General features: G+C 74.3%; 22 protein-coding genes. 11 read left to right on the forward strand and 11 right to left on the reverse strand.

The window, feature by feature from the left end; translation table 11 throughout:
* Positions 1-85 precede the first annotated feature (85 nt).
* The 9 genes from FHR78_RS05635 (at position 86) to FHR78_RS05675 (ending at position 7,902) form a co-directional block, all read left to right on the forward strand.
* Entirely contained in the window at positions 86-388 is a 303-nt protein-coding gene (locus FHR78_RS05635; RefSeq protein WP_166759452.1) for a hypothetical protein, read from the forward strand.
* A gap of 162 nt (positions 389-550) precedes the next feature.
* On the forward strand, positions 551-1,018 hold the full coding sequence (locus FHR78_RS05640; protein WP_166759453.1) for a MarR family winged helix-turn-helix transcriptional regulator: 468 nt from the start codon (positions 551-553) through the stop codon (positions 1,016-1,018).
* 101 nt (positions 1,019-1,119) lie between these two features.
* Complete coding sequence (locus FHR78_RS05645) at positions 1,120-2,772, forward strand: serine/threonine-protein kinase (protein WP_166759454.1); 1,653 nt, start codon at positions 1,120-1,122, stop codon at positions 2,770-2,772.
* Positions 2,773-2,921: 149 nt separating this feature from the next.
* Positions 2,922-3,068 carry a hypothetical protein gene (locus tag FHR78_RS05650; protein WP_166759455.1) on the forward strand — a complete coding sequence of 49 codons (147 nt, stop codon included), beginning with the start codon at positions 2,922-2,924 and terminating at the stop codon, positions 3,066-3,068.
* A gap of 204 nt (positions 3,069-3,272) precedes the next feature.
* Positions 3,273-3,923, forward strand: coding sequence for a hypothetical protein (locus tag FHR78_RS05655; RefSeq protein ID WP_166759456.1), 651 nt, complete (start codon positions 3,273-3,275; stop codon positions 3,921-3,923).
* Positions 3,905-4,834, forward strand: coding sequence for a signal peptidase I (locus FHR78_RS05660; RefSeq protein WP_166759457.1), 930 nt, complete (start codon positions 3,905-3,907; stop codon positions 4,832-4,834). The genes FHR78_RS05655 and FHR78_RS05660 overlap by 19 nt, the downstream gene beginning before the upstream one ends.
* Complete coding sequence (locus FHR78_RS05665) at positions 4,831-6,219, forward strand: hypothetical protein (RefSeq protein ID WP_166759458.1); 1,389 nt, start codon at positions 4,831-4,833, stop codon at positions 6,217-6,219. Before FHR78_RS05660 ends, FHR78_RS05665 begins: the two co-directional genes overlap by 4 nt.
* Before the next feature lie 242 nt (positions 6,220-6,461).
* On the forward strand, positions 6,462-6,917 hold the full coding sequence (locus tag FHR78_RS05670; protein WP_166759459.1) for an SRPBCC family protein: 456 nt from the start codon (positions 6,462-6,464) through the stop codon (positions 6,915-6,917).
* A 322-nt stretch (positions 6,918-7,239) separates the two neighbouring features.
* Positions 7,240-7,902, forward strand: a complete 663-nt coding sequence (locus FHR78_RS05675) for a biliverdin-producing heme oxygenase (RefSeq protein ID WP_166759460.1) — start codon at positions 7,240-7,242, stop codon at positions 7,900-7,902.
* A gap of 30 nt (positions 7,903-7,932) precedes the next feature.
* Here the strand turns inward: FHR78_RS05675 and FHR78_RS05680 are convergent, their stop codons facing one another.
* From FHR78_RS05680 to FHR78_RS05700, 5 genes are all read right to left on the reverse strand, one after another.
* Complete coding sequence (locus tag FHR78_RS05680; protein ID WP_347878066.1) at positions 7,933-8,925, reverse strand: carbohydrate ABC transporter permease; 993 nt, start codon at positions 8,923-8,925, stop codon at positions 7,933-7,935.
* Positions 8,922-9,872, reverse strand: a complete 951-nt coding sequence (locus FHR78_RS05685) for a carbohydrate ABC transporter permease (protein ID WP_166759461.1) — start codon at positions 9,870-9,872, stop codon at positions 8,922-8,924. The genes FHR78_RS05680 and FHR78_RS05685 overlap by 4 nt, the downstream gene beginning before the upstream one ends.
* Positions 9,873-9,881: 9 nt before the next feature.
* Positions 9,882-11,201, reverse strand: a complete 1,320-nt coding sequence (locus tag FHR78_RS05690) for an ABC transporter substrate-binding protein (protein WP_166759462.1) — start codon at positions 11,199-11,201, stop codon at positions 9,882-9,884.
* Positions 11,202-11,221: 20 nt separating this feature from the next.
* On the reverse strand, positions 11,222-12,505 hold the full coding sequence (locus tag FHR78_RS05695; RefSeq protein ID WP_166759463.1) for a Gfo/Idh/MocA family protein: 1,284 nt from the start codon (positions 12,503-12,505) through the stop codon (positions 11,222-11,224).
* Between the two features lie 270 nt (positions 12,506-12,775).
* Entirely contained in the window at positions 12,776-13,567 is a 792-nt protein-coding gene (locus FHR78_RS05700) for a DeoR family transcriptional regulator (RefSeq protein WP_166759464.1), read from the reverse strand.
* Between the two features lie 141 nt (positions 13,568-13,708).
* Here FHR78_RS05700 and FHR78_RS05705 point away from each other — a divergent pair, with 141 nt between their 5' ends.
* Together FHR78_RS05705 and nagA are read left to right on the forward strand one after the other, a co-directional pair.
* Positions 13,709-14,671 (forward strand): ROK family protein, encoded by a 963-nt coding sequence (locus FHR78_RS05705; RefSeq protein ID WP_166759465.1) that lies wholly within the window; start codon positions 13,709-13,711, stop codon positions 14,669-14,671.
* Complete coding sequence (gene nagA, locus FHR78_RS05710; protein ID WP_166759466.1) at positions 14,668-15,801, forward strand: N-acetylglucosamine-6-phosphate deacetylase; 1,134 nt, start codon at positions 14,668-14,670, stop codon at positions 15,799-15,801. The genes FHR78_RS05705 and nagA overlap by 4 nt, the downstream gene beginning before the upstream one ends.
* An 89-nt stretch (positions 15,802-15,890) precedes the next feature.
* On the opposite strand, the gene FHR78_RS05715 is transcribed toward nagA, so the two are convergent.
* From FHR78_RS05715 to FHR78_RS05740, 6 genes are read right to left on the reverse strand one after another with little or no spacing between them, the layout of a single operon-like run.
* Complete coding sequence (locus FHR78_RS05715; protein ID WP_166759467.1) at positions 15,891-17,393, reverse strand: glycoside hydrolase family 36 protein; 1,503 nt, start codon at positions 17,391-17,393, stop codon at positions 15,891-15,893.
* Positions 17,394-17,447: 54 nt separating this feature from the next.
* Positions 17,448-18,377 carry a PfkB family carbohydrate kinase gene (locus FHR78_RS05720; RefSeq protein WP_166759468.1) on the reverse strand — a complete coding sequence of 310 codons (930 nt, stop codon included), beginning with the start codon at positions 18,375-18,377 and terminating at the stop codon, positions 17,448-17,450.
* The gene (locus FHR78_RS05725) at positions 18,374-19,327 is read right to left on the reverse strand and encodes a carbohydrate kinase family protein (RefSeq protein WP_166759469.1); all 954 of its coding nucleotides are present in this window, start codon (positions 19,325-19,327) and stop codon (positions 18,374-18,376) included. The genes FHR78_RS05720 and FHR78_RS05725 overlap by 4 nt, the downstream gene beginning before the upstream one ends.
* Complete coding sequence (locus FHR78_RS05730) at positions 19,324-20,229, reverse strand: carbohydrate ABC transporter permease (RefSeq protein WP_166759470.1); 906 nt, start codon at positions 20,227-20,229, stop codon at positions 19,324-19,326. Before FHR78_RS05730 ends, FHR78_RS05725 begins: the two co-directional genes overlap by 4 nt.
* Positions 20,226-21,194 carry an ABC transporter permease subunit gene (locus tag FHR78_RS05735; protein WP_166759471.1) on the reverse strand — a complete coding sequence of 323 codons (969 nt, stop codon included), beginning with the start codon at positions 21,192-21,194 and terminating at the stop codon, positions 20,226-20,228. Before FHR78_RS05735 ends, FHR78_RS05730 begins: the two co-directional genes overlap by 4 nt.
* Positions 21,191-22,570 (reverse strand): ABC transporter substrate-binding protein, encoded by a 1,380-nt coding sequence (locus FHR78_RS05740; RefSeq protein ID WP_166759472.1) that lies wholly within the window; start codon positions 22,568-22,570, stop codon positions 21,191-21,193. The genes FHR78_RS05735 and FHR78_RS05740 overlap by 4 nt, the downstream gene beginning before the upstream one ends.
* Positions 22,571-22,572 lie beyond the last annotated feature (2 nt).

Here is a 22,572-nt window from a genome sequence, read left to right on the forward strand (position 1 = left end):
TCCCGGCCGCCGACGCCGCCCACCACCTCCTCGCCGAGACCCAGCCGCTCGACCTCGCCGACCTGTTCGACACCGAGGTCGTCCGATGAGCCTCGACCTGCGCGGTCTGTCGCACGAGGGCCTCGTCGCCGCCGTCGCCGGCCGCCTCGCCGCCCCGTCCCAGCTGACGGCCGCCGAGCTCGACAGCTTCTACGTGCGCGACCGCTCGGTGCCCGCCGTCCGCATCGAGACTTACCCGCGTCGCCGTCGCGTCCGCGACGTCGTCGCCTCGATGGCCGAGTCCGTCGCCGCGGCCACGGGCCCTGCCGAGGTCAGCTACGCGAGCTTCTTCGTCGACCCCGAGTCGGTCCGCCCGGCCGTGCAGCGCGAGATGGCGGTGGCGTCGTGACCTTCGCGGCCCGCATCCTGCTGAGCACCCCGACCGACCACGTCGCGTACTTCGACACCACCATCGACGACGACGACCTGGACTGAGCCCCACGGCTCGACCGGCACCACCGCCACCCCCGTCCACCCCGACGACCTGATCACTCAGAGGACACGACCCCGCATGCCGCAGAAGATCCAGGCCGCACGCCTGCACGCCTCGCTCGAGGCCTGGCGCATCACCGAGCAGCGCCTCGACCGCACGGTCTCGTCGGCGGGGGCCCTGCCCCGCACCGAGCGCGACGCCCTCGCCCTCGTGCTCGCCGCGGAGCAGACCGACGAGCCCATGACGCCGAGCGGCCTCGCCACGACGCTGGGCTTCTCGTCGCCCGCGGTGTCGAACCTGCTGCACCGGCTGCAGGACGCCGGGCTCGTGGTCTGCACCCCCGACCCCTCGGACGGGCGCCGCAAGATCGTGACGACGACCGAGGCCGGCCGCGACGCCTGCGACACCGTCACGAGCGCCCCGCACGTGCGCCGGTTCCTGATGGACGTCCCCGCCGACCAGGCCGCCGCCGTGAGCGCGTTCCTGGACGGGCTCAGCTCGGTGATCGCGCAGCAGCAGACCGGCGCGCCCACGAGCGCCCGCTAGCCGCCCTCGGCCACGCGCGCCGTCCGGCCCCCTGCCCCCAGCGGGCAGGGGGCCGTCGTGCGTCGCGACCCGGAGCCCCCGCCGCCCGGTAGCCTCGGGGCATGGACGACCGGGACGACGACGCGACCGTGGACGACCGACACGACCCCCGCCTCCTCGCCGGCCGGTACCTGCTCGGCGACACGCTGGGCCGAGGCGGCATGTCGACGGTGCACCGCGCGCACGACCAGCTGCTCGGGCGCACCGTCGCCGTCAAGGTGCTCAGCGCCCAGGGCTCCGACCCCGCCGAGGTCCAGCGGGCACAGAACGAGGTCGCCGTGCTCGCCTCGCTCAGCCACCCCGCCCTCGTCACCCTCTACGACGCCGACGTCGCTCCCCGCAGCGGGCCCGCCTGGCTGGCGATGGAGCTCGTCGACGGCCCCTCCCTCTCGGGCCGCCTGCACGAGGGGCCCCTCGACCCGACCGAGGTCGGGCAGATGCTCGTCGACCTGGCCGGCGCGCTGCACGTCGTCCAGTCGGCCGGCATCGTGCACCGCGACGTCAAGCCGAGCAACGTGCTGCTCGCCCCCTCGCCCGTGCCGGGACGCCGCTGGTCGCCGAAGCTGGCCGACTTCGGCATCGCGTCGCTGGTCGACTCGACCCGCGTGACGGCCACCGGCGCCGTCGTCGGGACGGCCGCCTACCTGAGCCCCGAGCAGGCGCTCGGCACCCGGGTCGGGCCCGCGTCCGACGTCTACTCGCTCGGGCTCGTCGTGCTCGAGGCGCTGACCGGCGAGCGCGCGTTCCCCGGCTCGATGATCGAGTCGCTCACCGGGCGCCTGCACCGCGACCCCTCCGTGCCCGACGCGCTCGGGCCGGAGTGGGCGTCGGTGCTGCGCGCCATGACCGCGCGCGAGACCGAGGCACGACCGACGGCGCTGGAGGTGCTCACGCGCGCGGAGGCGCTGGCCGCCGGGGGCGGACACGCCGACGACGCCCGCACCGGCGCCGCCACGGTGCTCATGCCGAGCGCGGGCGGCGACGCCCCGACGCGTCGGATGCCGGCGGCGGCCGCCGGCGCGGCCGGCGTGGCCGGAGCCGCCGGGGCCGGGGCGGCGCTCGGCTGGGCGGACTCCGCCGCCGCGACCGAGCGCTTCTCCGCCGTCGACGGGACGGGCGCCGGCTCCGGTGCCGGCACGGGCGCAGGAGGCGGCTCGACGACCGACGAGCCCGAGCGGCGCAGCCGACGCGGCGTCGTCGTCGCCGGTCTCGTGGCGCTCGCCCTGGGCGCCGCCGCCGCGGTCGGCTTCGCCGTGACCCAGGGCGGCGACGAGCCCACGGCCCCGGCGACGAGCGACTCCCCCGCCCCGGCCGAGACCGCGCCCGCGGCGACCGAGCCCGCCGACACCACCTCTCCGTCGACCGAGGACGAGCCGGCGCCGGCGCCCTCGACGTCCGAGCCCGCCGACGAGCCGAGCTCGGCCGACCCGGCGCCGGTCGAGAGCGACCCGGTCGAGGAGCCCGAGCCGAGCCAGCCCGAAGAGCCGACGCAGCCGGAGGCGCCGGGCAACGGCAACGGCGGCGGCAACGGCAACGGCGGTGCGGGCAACGGCGGTGCGGGCACGGGCGGCACGGGCACCGACGGCGCGGGCACGGGCGGCCCGGGCAAGGGCTCCGGTGCGGACGACGTCGGGGCCGGTCCGGGCGGCGCCGGGACCGAGGTCGACCTCGGCAGCCTGACCGACGGCCCGGGAGGCGGTCCGAAGGCAGGCTGAGCAGGCCCCGGGAGCTGCCGGGCACCTCCTCGGCTCTGCAGCCCTGGCCGCAGAACGAAGTCGGCGGTGGCGACAGGTGCGCCGTGCCGACCAGGGGGGCATGCTGGGCGCGCCTCGAGCGGTCGAGGCGCCGACCGGAGGGAGCCCTGATGACGTACCCCGACCCCGACCAGGGCGACCTGCCCTCGCTCGGCGACACCGACCGACGGGTGACGCTGCTCGTCGTGGTCGCGTCCGCCCTGGCCGTCCTCGGCACGGCGACCGCCGGCCTGCTCACGGTGCTGGGCCTGCTCTAGCCGACGTGCAGGGCCGACCTCAGGGTCGCCCGGGCCAGGTCCCCGTCCCCGAACTGGGGCGTCCTCACTTCTGCGGACATCGATAGCCTCGTATCGACCGGTGGAGGATCAGTCGTCACCGTCGTGGGGGCCGCTGGGAATCGGCACGTCACGGCCGCGCCGGTCGCGACCGTGACCGACCGACCCGACCGAAAGACCGATCACATGGCCTCCTCGTCCCACCGCGCCCGTGCGCGCCTCCGCACGACTCCCCTCGCCGTCGTCACCGGCCTCGCCGCCGCCGTGCTCATGGCCCTGACGATGTCCGGCACGCTCTCGGCGTTCACCGCGAGCATCGCGAACGCGAACAACACCGCCACGACCGGCACCCTCCTCATGCGCGAGGTCGGCACCCCGGGCGCCACCTGCTACAGCAACGGCGCCGACAAGGCGTCCGTGTCGAGCACCGGCAACACGGCGACCTGCACGTCGAACAACAAGTTCGGCAACGGCGCGCTCACGCCGGGGGCGACCCGCAACGTCGCCGTCAGCGTGTTCAACGACGGCACCCTCCCCGCGACCGGGTTCACCCTCGCGAGCACCGGCGCCTGCGTCTCGGGCAAGACCGGTGACACCAGCGGCACGGCGACCGACATCTGCAGCAAGATCACGCTCGTCCTCACGCAGGGCGGCACCACCCTCTACACGGGCACCCTGGCCGAGCTCGGCGCCCGGACCGCCACGATCGACCTCGCCGCCGTCCCGGCGGGCGCGAAGGCGGACTTCGGCTTCGCGGTGACGCTCGCGAGCACGGCCGGCAACGACTACCAGGGCCTCACCGCCACGGTGCCGCTCAAGTGGACCTTCACCGGCTGACCCCGTCGACGACCGCGTCCGCGCCCACCACGGCCGCGGCGCCGTCGTCGGCGCGGCGCGGACCCCGCCGCCGCGACGTGCTGCTCGTCGCCGGCGCCGTCCTCGCCCTCGGGCTGCTCGTCGCGCTGGCCGTGCTGCACCTGACCGGCGCCCGCACCTTCGTGGTGCGCACCGCCTCCATGGGCACGGCCGCCCCCGTCGGCAGCCTCGTGGTGACGACCCCCGTCACGGTCGACGAGCTCCGGGCGGGGGACGTCGTGACGTTCACCCCGCCCGGACGCACCGGCACGACCTTCACCCACCGCGTCGTCGACGTCGACGCGACGGGCGTCGCCACCCGCGGCGACGCGAACCAGTCCGACGACCCCTGGCGGCTGGGCGACGCCGACCTCGTCGGGCGCGCGGCCGTGCTGCTGCCCGGCGTCGGGTGGCTCGCCCGGGCGCTGCCCTGGCTCGTCGTCGGCGGCGTCGCGCTCTGGGCCGTCACCCTGCTCGTGCCGTCGCGCACGCACCGCTCGGCCCTGCGGGTCGTCGGCTCGACCGTCGTGGTCGCCGCGGTCTCGGCGGCCCTGCGTCCCTTCACCGCGGCGACCGTGCTCTGGACCACCGCCTCCGACGACGGCCTCGGCGGGGCCGCCACCGTCGTCTCGACGGGGCTCCTGCCGTCGCGCCTGGCCGTCGAGCACGGCTCGTCGGTCGTGCTCGCCTCGGGCGAGGTCGGCACGCTCGACCTGCCCGCGCTCTCGGCCGACGGCCCCGCCGGCGGCGGCTTCGTCGTCTCGATCGCCCCGCACCTGCCGCCCCTCGGCTGGCTCGTCTTCGCCCTCGTCTGCTGCCTGCCCCTGCTCTGGTGCCTGCTCGTCGGGCTCGCCCCGCAGGGCGCCCCCGGCCGACGATCGGCCGCGTCGTGACCGGCCGCACCGCCGGCCGCCGCCCCCCGACCGGGCGCCTCGTGCCGTCCCGCGTCGTGACCGGCCCGCTCACGACCCGGCGCCTCCTCGTCGTCGTCCTGCTGCTGACCGCCCTCGTGGCCGGGCTCTGGACGGCCAGCCCCACCTCCGGCGCGTTCACCGCCGCGGTGCAGAGCACCACGAACACGGCCACGACGGCCGCGTCGTTCGGCCGCACCACGAACGCCCTGCCCTACCGCTCGAGCTTCGCGGGCGGCGCCGCCGACTGGACGACCTACGGCGGCTGCTGGCAGACGATGACGCCGAACGACTTCGGCATGTACTACGAGACCTGCGGCAACGACCAGGCGGGCGCCGCGCCCAAGGCCGTCACGGGCAGCCCCGAGTGGACGAACTACACCCTGCAGGCCGACGTCAAGCTCGACACCGGCAAGCAGGTGGGCCTGCTGGCGCGGGTCAGCGACCCCTCCCCCGGACTCGACGAGCACAACGGCTACTGGGCCTACGTCACCTCCACCGGCAAGCTCGAGCTGGGGCGCATGACCAAGGGGTCGTACCAGTTCCTCCGCTCGGTCGACGTGCCCAGCGGCATCGCGTACAACACCTGGTACCACCTCGTCGTGCAGGTGCGCGGCTGCAACATCACGGTCTCGCAGAGCACGGTGGGCTCCGGCGGCCCGGGCGCCGTCACGTCGTTCCGGCACTTCGACGAGGGCTGCAGCGCCGTGCACCAGAAGGGCATGGTCGGGCTGCGCGAGTTCGAGGGCACCGGAGCCTGGCGCTTCGTCACGGTGACGGACGGGTCGACCGCCGTGTCGCCTCCCCTGGCGACGTGGAACACCCCCTGGGCGACGGGGGCCTCGCCGTCGTTCACCACCTACGGCGGCGGCTGGACCAACGACGCCACCGCCGAGACGTACTCCAACACGCAGTCGGGCAAGGGCGACAAGTCCGTCGAGACGTCGCAGACCTGGGGCGACCTGTCGCTGACCGGCGAGGTGCGGTTCAACGCCCAGTCGGCGAACTACCTCGACGCCGGCTTCAACGTCCGGGTGCGCAACCCCGGCGTCGGCACCGACAAGCTCGACGGCTACTACGGCGGCATCTCGAGCACGTCGCTGATCATCGGCAAGCACGTCGGCGGCACCTGGCGGCAGTTCGCCCGGGTGCCGCTCGCCGCGACCGTGCCGCAGGGCCAGTGGCAGCACCTCACGGTCGAGGTGGTCGGCTGCACCCTCACGGCGACCGCGCAGGCGTCGTCGGGCGGGCCGCAGACCACCGTGTCGTACGCCGACACCGGCTGCGACACGACGCCGGGCAACGTCGGCGTGCGCACGCTCGCGATCCCCGCGTCGTTCCGCAGCATGGCCGTCACGCCGCGCTAGCCGGGGCCGAGGAGGCGCGGGTCGACAGGGCCGAGGAGGCGCGGGTCGCGAGGGCGAGTACGCTGCCTGCCCGCCGCCGCGGCCGGGGGACGCCGCGTCACCCGCCACCTGACCATCGCCCCTGCACGTGGCCCCACCCGGCCCGCGCCTCCTACCGTCTACTGCGGCGGGTCTGAGTCCAAGAGGGGCGTGGGCCCCTCAGGGGCTCACCTGCCCCGCGACACAGACCAGAGGAGAACACCATGGCACAGGCCATCGAGACCATCGACGTCGACGTCCCCGTCCGCACCGCGTACGACCAGTGGACCCAGTTCGAGGAGTTCCCGAAGTTCCTCGACGAGGTCGAGTCCATCACGCAGACGACCCCCACCCTCACGGTGTGGAAGGTCAAGGTCGGCCCCGTGGAGAAGACCTTCGAGGCGGAGATCACCGAGCAGCACCCCGACGAGCGCGTCGCCTGGACGAGCACCGGCGGCGAGGTCGACCACGCCGGCGTCGTCACGTTCCACAAGCTGAGCGACACCGAGACGCGCGTCACCGTGCAGATCGACTGGACCACCGACGGCCTGCTCGAGAAGCTCGGCGCGGCGATCGGCTCCGACGGACGCGCCATCAAGAAGGACCTCGCGAACTTCAAGCAGTACATCGAGTCGAAGGGCCAGGCCGACGGCGCCTGGCGCGGCGACGTGCAGGCGTAGCCCGCACCCGCGGGCCTCGGCCCGCACCCCCGGCGGCCCCCGCTCCTCCCCGAGGAGCGGGGGCCGTCGTCGTCCCCGCCCGCCCCTCGCTGCCCCTGCTCTCTCTCCTCATTCAGGAATATGCGTCCTGATCCCCGCCAGGACCGGAGCCGGGATCCTGGACCGTGCACCGTTCAGGACCTCGCACCCGCGACTTCCTGAACGACGAGAGAGCGACGAGACAGGGCGACGACACAGGGGGCTTGCGCAGGTAAGGCTGACCTAAGTACGGTTCAGGGACGGGTGGTCGACCGACCGCCCGATCCGAGCATCGGAGTCCGCCGTGGCCCACGACGTCGTCCCCTTCTCGGAGCTGCTGCGGGCCCGCACGAACAGCCGGCACGGCACCAGCAGCGGCGCCGACTTCATGACCGACCTGCTGCGCGGCACCTGCGACGTCGACGACTACGCGCAGCTCGTGGCGCAGTACTGGTTCGTGTACCGCGCGCTCGAGGGTGCGGCCCGGGCCATGGCCGACCACCCCGTCGCCGCCCCGTTCGTCACGACGGGCGCGACCCGGCTGCCCGCGCTCGAGTCCGACCTCGAGTTCCTGCTCGGCGACGCCTGGCGCGACCGCGTCGTCGCCCTGCCCGCCACCCGCGCCTACGTCGAGCGGCTCGACACCGTCGCCGCCGCCTCGGCGGGAGCGTTCGTCGCGCACCACTACACGCGCTACCTCGGCGACCTGTCGTGCGGCCGCTTCATCAGCACGCTGCTGCAGAAGCACTACGGCTTCGACGTCAACGGCGTCGGCTTCTACGTCTTCGCCGAGGTCGCCGACCCGGCCTGCTTCCGCGCCACGTACCGCGAGCAGCTCGACGCCGCCCCGTGGTCCGACGACGACAAGGAGGCGGTGGTCGCCGAGGTCACGCTGGCCCACTCGCTGGACACCCGCCTCCTCGACGGCCTCGAGGTCGACCGCCGCGCACGCCGCGCCGCGGCCTGACCAGCCCGCCCGAGCCCGCCCGCGTCGCCCCTACTTCAGCCCCGAGGTCGCCAGCCCGTCGATGACGCGCCGCTGCAGCACGACGAACGCGATCAGCACGGGCGCCATCGCCAGCAGGCTCGCGGCCATCACCACGGGGTAGTCGGTCGTCTTGTCGCCGATCAGCGTCGCGAGCCCGGCCGAGAGCGGCATGCGGTCGCTGTAGGTCGAGACGACGAGCGGCCAGAGCAGCTCGTTCCACGACCAGAGCACCGTCGTGATCGCGAGCACGCTGATCGACGGCACCGCGAGCGGCAGCATGACCCGCCAGAACACCTGGAACGGGTTCGCCCCGTCGAGGCGGGCCGCCTCCTCGAGCTCGGCGGGCAGGGCCAGGAACGCCGTGCGCATCAGGAACGTGCCGAACGCGCTGAACAGGCCCGGCGCCACGATGCCGGCGACGGTGTCGAGCCAGCCCAGCTCCTGCACGATCTGGTACTGCGAGATCAGGTACACCTGCGACGGCACCATGAGGATCGACAGGATGACGGCCAGCAGCACCCCGCTGCCCCGGAACCTCATGCGCGCGAACGCGTACCCGGCGAGGGTGCAGAGCACGATCTGGGCGACGGTGCGCACGACCGTCACGACGACGCTGGTGCGCAGCTGGTCGAGGAACGGCAGTCGCTCGAACACGGCGACGTAGTTCTGCCACTGCAGCTCGGCCGGCCAGAGGTTCGGCGTGACGCTCTGCACCTCGGCGTTGGTCGACAGCGACATGATGATCTGCCACAAGAAGGGGAACGCCATCAGGAACCCGCCGACGCCCAGCACGAGGTGGGGCACGACGTGCGACCGCCCTCGGCGACCGGGACGACCCGAGGAGGCGCGGCGTGCGCGCGCGGGACCGCCGGCGCCGGGTGCGCGCCCGGCCCGCGCCTCCTGCGGGGTCGCCGTCGCCGCGAGCGCGGCCGGCGTCGTGGACAGGGTCTGGGGATCGCTGAGCACGGCCGCGGAGCGGACCGGTGCGGCTCGGTCGGTCACGACTGCACCCACTTCTTCTGGAGACGGAACTGGAGGAGGGTGACGAGGCCGATCAGCACGAAGATGAACATGGCGATCGCTGCCGCGTAGCCCTTGTCGTTGGCGATGAAGCCCTGCTGGTAGAAGAAGTAGACGAGCGACAGGCTCTTCGGCAGCACGGGGTTCTGGCTGCCGAGGATCGCGAACTGCAGGTCGAAGAGCTGGAAGCTCGAGATGATCGTGATGATGAGCACGAAGAAGATGCTCGGCGTGAGCAGGGGCACGGTCACCGATCGGAACTGGCGCCACGGCGTGGCCCCGTCGAGCTCGGCCGCCTCGTACAGCTCGGGCGGCACCGCCTTGAGGCCGGCGCCGAGGATGATCATCGCGAAGCCCAGCGACGACCACAGCCCCACGACGGCGACGGCGACGATCGCGGCGCCGGGGGTCGAGATCCAGTACGGCCCCTCGATGCCGACCCGGCCGAGCAGGTAGTTGAGCACGCCGAAGTCGCCGTTGAAGATGATGCGCCAGACCATGGCGATGGCCGTCGGCATGGCGACGTAGGGCAGGAAGAACAGCACGCGGTAGAACGAGGCGAAGCGCAGCCCGGGGGTGTTGAGCAGGCTGGCGAGCCACACCGCGAGCGGCACGCCGAGCAGCACGATGCCCGTGTAGATCAGCGTGTTGCCTAGCGCCGTCCAGAGCTGGGGGTCGACGACGAGCCGGGCGTAGTTCGCCAGGCCGGTGAACGTCGAGCCGCCGAAGACGCCCCAGCTCGTGAACGAGTAGTACGCGGTCTGCAGCACCGGCCAGACGAAGAAGACGAGGATGCCGGCCGCGAGCGGCGACACGAACACCCACGGCCAGGCGCCGTCCCGCTGCAGCACACGGCGCCGGGGCGCCGGGGGCGTGGTCGCGGCGGGGACAGCGGGCGTCCTCGTCGGGGTGGTCGTGTCGTGGCTCATCGGCGCTGCCTATTCCTTCTCGAGCAGCGCGGTCATGCGCTCGCCGAGCGACGAGGCGACGTCGGCGACGGGCTCGTCGCCGCTGAAGGCGCCCGGCAGGTCGGCGTTCTCGAGGGCGTTCCACGCGGCGGCGTTCTTCGACACGGGCAGCGGCCGCGCGTAGTCGACGGCGTCGAGGAACACCTGCAGGTCGCGGTCGGGGGCGCTGTCGACGAAGCCCTGCTGGGTGTCGGCGAAGGCGGGGATCACGGCGCCCATGTCGCCCTGCTGCTGCTGCGCCTCCTCGCCGGCGAGGTAGACCTGCAGCGCCTGCGCCGCCTGCTTCTCCTTGCTGCCGGACGAGACGACGTTCGAGACGCCGTGGATGACGGTGGCCTGCTCCTCGCCCGCGGGCAGGGGCAGCACGTCGGTGGTGCCGGAGACGGGAGAGTCGGTGACGGCGGCGTTCAGCCAGCTGCCGCCCCAGTACATGGCGAGCTTGCCCGAGGTGAACCACTGGTCGGCGGGCGTGTCGGTGAGCTGCTGGATGCTCGGCGAGCCGCCGGACGCGATGAGGTCGGTCCAGAACTGCAGGCCCTCCTCCGCCTCCGGGGTGTCGTAGCCCGAGGCCTTCCCGTCGTCGGCGACGACCTCGCCGCCGGCCTGGAAGATGGTGTCGTAGTAGGTGGTCTGGCCGTCCATGCCGCCGGCTCCGCCGTAGGCGCCCTCGGCGGACAGCGCCTCGGAGATCGTCGCGGCCGTCTCCTGGAAGTCGTCCCAGGTCCAGTCCGCCTCGGGCAGGGGCACGCCGGCCTGCTCGAAGAGCGCCTCGTTGACCCAGACGCCGATCGTGTCCATGTCCTTCGGCACGCCGTACTGCACATCGTCGAGCGAGTAGAGGTCGACGAGCGCCTCGGGGTAGTCGGCCGTGTCGATGTCGCCGGCCTCGACGGCGCCGGTGATCGGCTCGATCTTGCCGTTGCTCGCGTAGAGCTGGAAGTTCGGGCCGTTGAGCCAGAACAGGTCGGGCAGGCTGTCGCTCGACGCCTGGGTCTGCAGCTTCGTGAAGTAGTCGGCGTACGGCGTCACGTTCACGCTGACGTCGATGTCGGGGTAGAGCTCGGCGAAGCCGTCGAGGTTCGCCTCGATCGCCTCGACCTGGGCCTGGTCCCAGACGCCGTAGGTGATCGACGCGGAGAGGTCGCTCGGCGCCGCCTCGTAGGGGGCGGCCTCGGCGGGGCCGCTGGCCGAGCTGCAGCCGGCGGCCACGAGGGCGACGCCGACCGCGGCGGCGGTGACGGAGAGACGGCGGCGGACGCCGCCACGGGGGGCGAGGGAGGGTCGAGGCATCGGGTCGTCCTTTCGGTCCGTCAGAGCGCGACGGGGTCGGGTGCAGCAGAGGAGGCGGCAGGGGCGGAACGGGTCGGGCGCGGCACCGCGGCGGGTGCGGCGGGCGCGGTCAGGCGGGCGAAGTGCTCGAGGACGGCGTCCGGCAGCGGCGGCACGTCGCGGGGCGTCGAGCCGTCGCGCAGCGACTCCGCGGCGAGCGACCCCGCGGCCACGGCGGCGCGGGCGGCGACCGGCGACAGGCTCGGCAGCACGCCCCGGGCGACGAAGGCGACGAACTCGGCGACGGCGGCGAGGTCGGCGTCGGCGTGGCCGGCCTCGACCCCGTCGATCGGGTACTCGACGTCGCCGGCGACCTGCCAGTCGTGGCGACGGTTCCAGACCTTGACGACTCCCCCGCCGGTGTCGCCCACGTTCTCGAGCCGCCCCTCCGTGCCGACGACGGTGTAGTTGCGCCAGTAGTCGGGCGTGAAGTGGCACTGCTGGTAGCTCGCCACGACGCCGTTGCCGAGCGTCATCATCATCATCGAGACGTCCTCGACGTCGACGACCGGGTTCAGGCCGGTCGCCGACGCCGGGGGCCAGTTGTCGAACGAGAACCAGTCGTCGACGGTCTCGCCGGGGCGCTCGCGACGGTCGTCGACGTCGCCGTAGACCATCAGGTCGCCCATCCCGACGACGCGCTCCGTGAAGGCGCCGGCGAGCAGGTGCACCACGTCGATGTCGTGGCTGGCCTTCTGCAGCAGCAGCGTGCCCGTCTGCGAGCGGTCGGCGTGCCAGTCCTTGAAGTAGTAGTCGCCGCCGTTGCCGACGAAGTGCCGCACCCAGATGGTCTTCACCTCGCCGATCTCGCCGCGCGCGATCACGTCGTGCATCAGCCGCACGACGGCGGCGTGCCGGAAGTTGTGCCCGACGTAGAGCGGGGTGCCGGTCTCGGCCGCGACGCCGAGGATGGCGTCGGCGTCGGCGACGCTGGTCGCCAACGGCTTCTCGAGGTAGACCGCGACGCCGGCGCGCAACAGGTCGGTCGCGATCGTCGCGTGGGTGGCGTCGGGGGTCGTCACGATCGCGGCGTCGACGAGGCCGACGAGCTCGTGGTGCGAGGCGACGACGGCCACGCCGGGGAACTGGGCGGCGGCACGGTCGCGGCCGTCGGCGGTGGTGTCCGCGGCGGCGACGAGCACGGCGGCCTCGCCGGAGGCGGCCACGTGGTGGGCGATGTAGGCACGCTGGCCCACCCCCACGACGCCGACGCACAGCGGCGCGGACGCGGCGGCGGGGGCCTGCTCTGCGGTGGGACTGGTCATCGTGTCATCGCTCCTTTGCGTGAACATGATTCGAATGTAGTCGAAACGATCACGAAACGACAATAAGACGCGTCAACGATCAGCGGTAGGCCCCGTGGCCAGAGTTCACACGGAAGAAACACGCCGGGCAGGGCGCCGGGCGGCAACGGGGGGCGCCGGGCGACGAAGGCGGCGCGGCGGGGCGCCGGCCGGCGGCGGGGGCGCGCCCGCCCGCGACGCGCCCGGCGTACGCGCCGGACAGGGCGGAGGGACGCCCGGGACCCGCGGTCGTCAGGCGGTCGCGACGACCACCTCGACGCCCGCGGCGTCGAGCTCGCGGCGCAGCTCGAGCTCGACGGGCACGTCGGTGACGAGCACGTCGACGGCCGAGAGCGGCGCGATGCGCGCGAAGGTCGAGCGGCCGAGCTTGGTGCTGTCGGCCACGACGACGACCTTCTTCGCGACGGACGCGAACTGACGGCTGACGTCGGCCTCGCCCTCGTGCACGGTCGTCGCGCCGAAGCGGGCGGTGAGGCCGTCGACCCCGAGCACGGCCACGTCGAGGGCCATCTCGGCCAGCGACGCCGTCACCATGGGCCCGACCAGCTCGTACGACTGCCGCCGCGAGACCCCGCCGGTGACGACGATCTTGACGTGCGGCCGCACCGACAGCTCGTAGGCGATGTTGAGGGCGTTGGTCACGATGGTCACGCCGTCGTCGCCCTCGCCGCGGACGAAGCGCTCGCTCCGGCCGAGCTCGCGGGCGACCTCGCTCGTGGTCGTGCCCCCGTTGACGCCGACCGTGTCGCTCACCTGGATCAGCGCCGCCGTCGCCCGGGCGATCGCCACCTTGGCCTCGGCCTGGCGGGCGATCTTGTACTGCAGCGGCAGCTCGTAGCCGCTGCCGAGGGCCGCCGCGCCGCCGTGGGTGCGCGTGATCAGGCGCTGGCTCGCGAGCGTCGAGAGGTCGCGGCGGGCCGTCGCGGCCGAGATGTCGAGGGCCTCGCCGATCTCGGCGATGGACACGTTGCCGCGCTCGCTGACGAGCTCGAGGAGGGCGTTGAGGCGCTGCTGCTGGGTCACGGGTCTCTCCTGGAACGATGCCGGGTGCCGGGTCCACCGATCATAGTGATCGTCGGGCAGGATGATCGGAAGTGAGCGATCTCGAGCAGATCGCTCACGCCGGCGCCTCGACGGCGACCGGCTCACCGCGAGAGGACCGCCATGACCACCCCTCCCCCGGGCACCGACGTGCCCCGTGTGCTCGGCGTCGACGTCGGCGGCACCACCGTCAAGGCCCGCCTCGTCGAGACCGGCCCCGGCGGCCGCGCCCTCTGGGAGCGCCGCGTCCCCACCCCGCGCGGCGACGCCGACGGCCGCCGCACCGTCGCCGCGGTCGTCGAGCTCGTCGACGCCGCCCGCGACCAGGGCCGGCTCGACGCCGTCGGCCTGGTCGTGCCGGGCATCGTCGACGACGAGGCGGGCACGGCGGTCGCCTCCGTGAACCTGGGCTGGCGGGACGTGCCGCTCCGTGCGCTGCTCGAGCGCGCCTCCTCGCTGCCCGTCGGCTTCGGCCAGGACGTGCGTGCCGGAGCCCTCGCCGAGGCGGCCACGGGCGCCGGGGCCGGGTCGGCCGGCGGGCTCGCCTTCGTGCCCGTCGGCACCGGCCTCGCCTCGGCCTTCGTCGAGCACGGCGGCGCGCTCGTGTCGGGCGGCTGGGCCGGCGAGATCGGCCAGGTGGTGCTCACCTCGGGCCCGCTGGCCGGGCTGCGGGTCGAGGACGTCGCCTCGGCGGGCGGCCTCGCCCGACGGGCGGGCGCGGAGAACGCCCTGGCCGTGGTCGAGCGCGTGCGGGCCGGCGACCCGGACGCGACCGCGGCGTGGCACGACCTGGTCGTCGTGCTCGCCGACTGCCTCACCTGGATCACGGCCGTCGCCGCCCCCACCACGCTCGTCGTCGGCGGCGGCCTCGCCGGCGCCGGGTCGCTGCTGTTCGACCCGCTCGGCGCGGCCCTCGACGAGCGTCTCGCCCACTCGCGCCGCCCCGCGCTCGTCCCGGCCGTGCACGGCGACGGCGCCGCGATGGTGGGCGCCGCCCTGCTCGCCGAGCAGGCGCTGCGAACCGCAGGGTCGCCCGCCGCCACCACGTCGCCCGCGGCCACCGCGACCGCAGGAGGCGCGGCGTGAGCACGCAGGTCCTCCGCGTCGACCGCCTGGTCACCGCCGACGCCGACGTCGGCCCCGGCTGGCTGGCCCTGCGCGACGGCCACGTGCTCGACCGCGGCGCGGGAGCCCCGCCGACTGACCTCGCCGCCCTGCCCCCCGAGCACGTCGCAGGCACGGTCGTGCCCGGCTTCGTCGACCAGCACGTGCACGGCGCCCTCGGCGTCGACTTCGGCACCGCCGACGCGGACGGGGCCCGGCGGGCCGCCGCCCACCACCACCGGGCGGGCTCGACCCGGCTGGTCGCCTCCGTGGCCACCGCGTCGGCCGCGTCGCTCACGCGCGCCCTCGGGGTGCTCGCGCCGCTCGTCGACGAGGGCGTGCTCGACGGCGTCCACCTCGAGGGCCCGTGGCTCTCCGAGGCCCGCCGCGGCGCCCACGACCCCGGCCTGCTGCGCGGCCCCGAGCCCGCCGAGGTCGAGTCGCTGCTCGAGGCCGCCGCCGGCGCCCTGCGCGTGGTGACGCTCGCCCCCGAGCTGCCGGGGGCGGTCGACGCGGTCCGCCGTCTCGTCGCCGCGGGCGTCGTGGTCGCCCTGGGCCACTCGGACTGCACGGCCGAGCAGGCGCACGCCGCGGCCGACGCGGGCGCCACGGTCGTCACCCACGTCTACAACGGCATGCGCCCGTTGCACCACCGCGAGCCGGGCCTGGCCGGGGCCGCGCTGACCGACGACCGCCTCGCCGTCGAGCTGATCCTGGACGGCCAGCACGTCTCGCGCGACGCCGCCGAGATCGCCCGCCGCGCCTCCTCGGGCCGACTCGTGCTCGTGTCGGACGCCATGGCCGCGACCGGGTGGTCCGACGGCCGCTACGAGATCGCCGGGTCGCAGGTGGTCGTCGCCGACGGCGTCGCGATGCTCGCCGACGGCTCGTCGCTCGCGGGCAGCACCGGCACCGTGGGCGCCGGCGTCGCCCGCCTGCTCGGCGAGCACGACGTGGGCCTGCAGGAGGCGGTGCGCGCGTCGTCCGCGACGGCCGCGGCCACCCTGGGGCTGGCCGGGGCGGGCCTCGCGCCCGGCGACCGGGCCGACCTCGTCGTGCTCGACGAGGCCGGCGTGGTCGACAGGGTCATGCGCCAGGGCCGCTGGGTCTGAGGCCGGCGCGGCCCGCGATCACGGCCGGCGGGCCCGCCAGGCCCCGCGGGCCGGCGCGGCCCCGCGGCCCGGCAGCCCGGCAGCCCGGCTCAGCCGGCGACGGCGGTCGGCTCGGGCTCGTACCCGCCCGTGACGACGGCCGTGAGATCGACCTCGCGGCCGTCGACGACGAAGCGGTGCCGCCCCACGTGCTCGACCGTCGGCTTCTCGGACAGCCACGCGGCCAGCTCCTCGCGCTCGGCCTCCGTGAGCCACGCCATCGGGTCGGACGTCGAGCGGAACTCGAGCACCGCGGCGGTGTCGCGCAGCAGCTCGCGCTCGGGCTCGCCGAGCAGACTGCGCGCGCTGCGGAAGTACACCGAGTCGGGGTCGACCTCGTAGAGCCCCTTCATCCAGGCCCGGTTCACCGACTGGACGATCGAGTTGAGGGCGCCGGCGCCGGAGGGGTCGCGGGGGCGCTCGGCGTTGTCCCAGACCGCCGCCGTGTCCGGCCCGACCCGGGCGCCGTCGAGCACGCCCACGGACGGGATCATCGGCACGCCGCAGCCGAGCAGGTAGGTGTCGTCGCCCACGACGTCGCGGATGTGCTGCAGGGCGTCGCGGTAGGCGACCTCGCGGTGCACGTCGGCGCTGCGCCGCCCGGTCACCGCCCCGGCGTACATGAAGTCGAGCTTGAGGTAGCTGAAGCCCCAGCCGGTGACGCGCTCGAAGACCTCGCGGAGGTGGTCGCGCACCTCCTGCTGCGTCGTGTCGAGGGCGTAGTAGTGCGAGCCCCAGTTGTGGCCGGCGACGAGCGGCCGCCCGTCGTCGCCCTGCACCATGAGGTCGGGGCGGGTGCGCGCGATCTCCGAGCCGGGCAGGGCGATCAGCGGCGCGAGCCACAGCCCGGGCCGGAACCCCCGTGCGGCGATGCCCTCGGCGGTGGCCTGCATGCCCGACGGGAAGTCGGGCCCGGCCGTCCAGTCGCCGACGATCGGCTCCCAGCCGTCGTCTATCTGGAACACGTCGACCGGCTGCCCCTCGAGGTCGGCGACCGTGCGGGCGACGAGCCCCTCGTCGATCGACTCGAAGAACGAGTACCAGCTGCTCCAGACCGTGCCCGCGCGGCGCGTGCGGCGGCCGAGGCGCTCCGAGACGAGGCGCGCGTAGTCGGCGAACACCTCGAGCTCGGGGCCGAAGGCCACGAACCACTCGGCGAGGTCCTGCTCGCTGCGGCCCCAGAGCACGTCGCGGTCGGCCCCGACGCGCGGGGTGCCGAGGCCGAGGCTGCCGACGAGCAGCACGCGGCCGTCGGGCGCGGCGACCGCCCCGACGGCGCTGCCCGAGTGGGCGTGCGGCGTCTCGACGGCGGCGTCGTCGGCGGTGAGCAGGCGCTCGGGGCTGTCCTTGATGCCGATGGTCTCGCCGTCGGTCCTGGCCCAGCCGCTGGGGCTCCACGAGTTCCAGCCGTGCCGGTAGAACTCGGTGTCGCCGAACGGGTGCAGCACCGCGAGCGGGCCGGCGGGCACGATCCAGCCGGTGTCGGTGCGCACGGGAGGCGCGGTCACGTTGGCGGCGAAGGTCGCGTCGCCGAAGTCGAAGGTGAACTGCATGGGGGTCTCTCTGTCGCGGTGGTCGATCGGGGAGGGGGGTCGGGCGGGCCCGGGTCAGGCGGGCACGACGCGCACGAGGTCGGCGATCTCGCGCGCCCGGCCGGGGTCGAGCACGGCCGCGCCCGGCACCTCGGCGTTCGCGGCGCCGGCCCCGGTCGCCGCGGCCAGGGCACGGTCGAGCGGCAGCCCCGCGTCGAGGGCGGCGACGAGCCCGCCGAGGAACGAGTCGCCGCTGCCGACGGGGTGCGTCCCCGCGGTGGTCGGCAGGGCGACGCGCCAGCGGCCGTGGTCGTCGGCGCCGAGGCAGCCCGCGGCTCCGTCGGTGACGACCACGGTGCCGTGCGTGCGCGCCCGCAGCCCGTCGACCAGCGTCGCGAGCTCGGCGTCGGCGGGCTCGTCGAGGGCGGCGCACGCCTCCTCGCGGTTGATCTTGAGCAGGTCGACGCGGGTGCCCGCGTCGAGCAGTCGGCGCAGGGGCTCGCCGTGGGTGTCGAGGGCGAGCCGGGCCGAGGAGGCTCGGGCCAGGTCGACGAGGCGCGGCAGCGCCCTGCCCCCGTCGCCCGGCGGCATGCTGCCCGACGCCGCGAGCCACGCCCCGGGCGCCAGCGCCGCCTCGAGCTCGCCGAGCACGGCGTCGACGACGGCGGCCGACACGGGGACGGCGTGCTCGTAGACCTCGGTCAGGTCGCCGGCCGCGGTCGACGCGATCGAGACGCAGACGCGGGTCTCGGCGTCGTCGGCCACGGGCGCGGCCGCGACGCCGTCGGCGCGCAGCAGCTCGGCCACGAGGTCGCCGATGCGGCCGCCGAGCACGGGCACGGCCCGCACCTCGGCGCCGAGCGACGAGGCGGCCCGGGCCATGTTGAGGGCCTTGCCCCCGGCGACCCGGCGCACCAGCGCGGGCCGGTGCGGGCGGCCCGGCACCAGCTCGTCGACCACGTACGTCGTGTCGAGCGCGGGGCTCAGGGCGGCGACGAGGATCACGCGTCGACCCGGGCGAGGTCGTCACGGGTCGCCTGCGCCCCGGTGCCGCCGGCGGCGCGGGTCGAGAGCGAGCCGGCCGTGGTGGCCCAGCGCAGCCGCTCGACCTCGTCGTCGACGCCGGCGGTCCACGCCGCGAGGTAGCCCGCGTCGAAGCTGTCGCCGGCGCCGGTGGTGTCGACGACGTCGAGCACGAGGCCGGGGTGCTGCACGACGGGGCCGCCGGCCCGCAGGGACCAGCCGCCGTCGCGTCCGGCCTTGACGACGAGGGCGGGCCCGAGGGCGGCGACCGCCGCCGCGGCCGCGCGCTCGCCCTGCTCTGCCGGGGCGCCGAGCACGGCGCCGACGGCGAGCAGCTCCTCCCGGTTGGGCAAGAAGAGGTCGACGTGGGGCAGGGCCTCGCGCAGCCCCTGCCACCGGCCGGCCGGGTCCCAGTTCGTGTCGAGGCTGACGGTCGTGCCCGCGGCGCGCAGCTCGGCGAACAGGGCCGGCAGCTCGGCGGCGAGGCCCGGCAGCAGGAACCACGAGGCGACGTGCACGTGGCCGAAGGGCCGGCCGGCGCGCCGGGCGCCGTCGAGGGCCGCCCGCACGTCGGCGACCGCGACGTCGGTCATCGCCCCGGTGTCGGTGAGGATGGAGCGGTCGTGCGGGGCGGAGAGGATCACCGAGAGACCGGTCGCCCGGCCCGGGACGACCCGGACGGCCGTGGTGTCGACGCCCCCGTCGCGCAGGCGGTCGAGCGTGACCCGCCCGAAGTCGTCGTCGCCGACGCAGGCCACGAGGGCGGTGTCGACCCCGAGCCGGGCGAGGCCGTGCGCGACGATCCCGGCCGAGCTGCCGAGCACGAGGCGGCTCGACTCGAGCAGCTGTTCCTCCTGCCCGAACCGCGGCACGACGTCGCCGGTGAGCACGAGGTCGAGGTTGGCGTCGCCGACGACGAGGACGCGGGTCATCCCTTCAGCCCCGAGAACGTCATGGTCGCCACGAACTGCTTCTGCGCGACGAGGAAGAACGCGATGAGCGGCAGGGTCGCGACGACGTTGCCGGCCATGAGCAGGCTCCAGTCGGTGCGCCGGTTGCCCTGGAAGTTCGTGAGGCCGAGCTGCAGCGTGAACGCCTGGTCGTCGTTGATGGCGATCAGCGGCCAGACGAGGTCGTTCCACGAGCCGAGCAGCGTGAAGATCGCGAGCGTCGCGAGGGCCGGGCGGGCCAGGGGCAGCACGATGCGGAAGAACACCTGCACCCGCGTGCAGCCGTCGATCATGCCGGCCTCCTCGAGCTCGGCGGGCAGCGAGAGGAAGAACTGCCGCATGAGGAAGATGCCGAACGCCGAGGCGAGCCACGGCACGATCGCCGCGCCGAGGGTGTCGATCAGCCCTACCCGGGCGAAGAGCACGTAGGTGGGGATCATCAGCAGCTGGGTCGGGATCATGATCGTGGCGAGCACGGCGAGGAACCCGATGTCGCGCCCCGGGAACCTCAGCCGCGCGAAGCCGTAGCCGGCCAGCGAGCAGAGCACGAGGTGCGAGGCGATGGCGACGACCGAGACGACGGCCGTGTTCGCGAGCCAGTGCAGGATGTCCGACTCGGCGAACAGCCGCTCGTAGCCCGCCGTCGTGAGCGACGACGGGAAGAACGCGCGGGGGAACGTGTTGATCTCGCTCGCCGGCGTGACCGAGGTGAGGAACATCTCGACGAACGGCACGAGGAACACGACCGCGACGGGCAACAGCAGGAGGTGCCAGGCGCTGAACGGCAGGCCTCGCCTCCTCCGGGCCGGGGGCGCGGGCGGCGTGGTCACCGACTCGGCGGTGTCGAGGGGGCGGCGCGGCAGCACCGGGGCGTCGACGCTCATCGGGTCTCCTGTTCTCTCGCGGCAGCGCGGCGCTGCTGCACGGTGACGATCACGGTGGCGATCAGGGTGACGAAGAAGAGGCCGTACGCGACGGCGGAGCCGTAGCCGAAGTCGAGCTCGCGGAACGCCGTCTGCCAGAGGTAGTAGACGATCGTCTCGGTCGCGTTCAGGGGGCCTCCGCGCGTCGTCGTGTAGACGAGGTCGAAGAGCTGGACCGCCTGCAGCGTCATGTAGATCGCGACGAACGTCGTGACGGGCCGCAGCTGCGGCCAGACCACGGCCCAGAAGATCTGCCACGGGCCCGCGCCGTCGATGCGCGCGGCCTCGACGACGTCGCCGGGCACGTCCTGCAGGGCGGCGAGGTAGATCACCGTCGTGAAGGCGGCCTGGCCCCAGAGCGACATGATCGCGATGACGACCATGGCCTGGTGCGGGTCCTCGAGCCAGCCCTGCTGCGGCAGGTGGAGCACCCGCATGAGGTTGTTCATCAGCCCGAACTGCGGGTTGAAGAGGTAGGTGGTGAGGATGCCGGTCGCGGCGGCGGACGCCACGAACGGCACGAAGATCGCCGTGCGGTAGAGGCCGACGAAGCGGATGCGGCGGTTGAGGGCCACGGCCAGGAACAGGCCGACGAGCACGACCGAGGGCACGAACAGGGCGGTGTAGAGCACGGTGTGCACGACCGCCGCGCCGAGGTCGGCGTCGCCGACGAGCTCGACGTAGTTGTCGGCGCCCACGAACTCGGGGGTGCTGAAGCCGTCCCACTCCTGGAGGGAGAGGAGGAGCGCCCACAGCGCCGGGAAGATCGACAGGCCCAGCACGATGACGAGGGCGGGGGCGACGAACCCCCAGCCGCCGAGGCGGGAGCCGAGCCGACGACCGGACCGCGCCGGTGCCGGTGCCTGCTCCGCGCCTCCTCGGGTCTCGACGGGAGACGGCCTCGGCGGCGTCGCGGTGGCGCTCACCGGTCGCCCAGCGCCTCGTCGGAGTCGTCGGCGGCCCGCCGCAGGGCCTCCTCGGGCTCGCCCTTCCCCTGCAGCACCTCGGACACCGCCTGGCCCACCGCGGTCGACACGTCGACGTAGCCCGGCACCGTCGGACGGGCGTGCACGGCGTTCTCGGCGTTCGCCTGCATGACGTCGAGACCGGGCAGCTCGGCCGCCTTGGCCTGGAACTCGGGGCTGTCGGCCTCGCTCGAGCGCAGCGGCAGGTTGCCGTACTCGACGTTGAAGCGGAGGTCCTGCTCGGCCGAGGTCAGCCACTCGGCGAACTCGTACGACCAGTAGGCGCGGTTCGCGTCCTGGTGGTCGAAGAGGGCCCACACGTCGGGGCCCGAGACGGTCTGGTGGTCGCCGTCGGTGCCCGGCAGCTCGACGACGCCGTACTTCGTGCCGGCGAGCTTCAGGTCGTTGAGCTGCCAGGGGCCCGAGGTGATCATGCCGACCCGGTCGCTCGCGAACAAGGGGCCGAACTTGGTGTCGGTCTGGTCGAGGTAGACGCTCTCGTCGTCGACAGCCATGTCGCGCAGCAGGGTCAGCGCCTCGACGCCGGCCTCGCCGTCGAAGGTGGCCTCGGTGCCGTCCTCGCTGAGGATCTCGCCGCCGTTCTGCCACAGGTGCGGCCAGAGCTGCCAGGTGGTCTCCTCGCTGCCGGACACCGAGTACGCGTAGCCGTAGGTGTTCGTCGAGGGGTCGGTCAGCTGGTCGGCCGCCGCGCGGAAGTCGTCCCAGGTCCAGTCGGACGTCGGGTAGGCGACGCCCGCCTCGTCGAAGACGGTCTCGTTGTACAGCAGGCTGATGTTGTCGACGACCGCCGGGAACCCGATGGTGCGGTCGCCGGTCGGCTGCACGGTCTTGCGGGCCGCCTCCGGGAACTCCTCCCACGCCACGTCGGCCTCGGCGACCTGGTCGCTGATGTCGAGGGTGCGGCCCGACTTCTCCAGCTGGCTCGCCCACGAGCCGAACGCGTACGAGATGTCGGGGTAGGTGCCCCCGGCGAACGAGGCCGACAGCTTCTGCAGCAGCTGCTCGGTGGACGAGGCGCCGGGCGACAGCTTCAGCGTGACGTTGGGGTGCTCGGCCATGAACTCCTGCGCCAGGTCGTCGAGCAGCTGGCCCGCCGCGTCGTCCTGCCCCGTCCACATCGTGATCTCGACGTCGGCGGACTCGTCGAGGGTCGACGACCCCGCCGACGCGCAGCCGGCGAGGGTGCCGGCCGCCGTGACGAGGGCGACGCCGAGCGCGAGGCCCCGCCGCAGCCGCGGACCGGGACCGCCCCTGCGTCGGGCGTGGCCGGCGGCGGCCGTGCGGGCGGCGGTGGTCGTGTGCGAGAGGAAGGACATCG

Origin of the sequence: Frigoribacterium faeni, from assembly GCF_011761235.1 — a bacterium.
In the GTDB taxonomy this organism is placed as follows: Bacteria; Actinomycetota; Actinomycetes; order Actinomycetales; family Microbacteriaceae; genus Frigoribacterium; species Frigoribacterium faeni_A.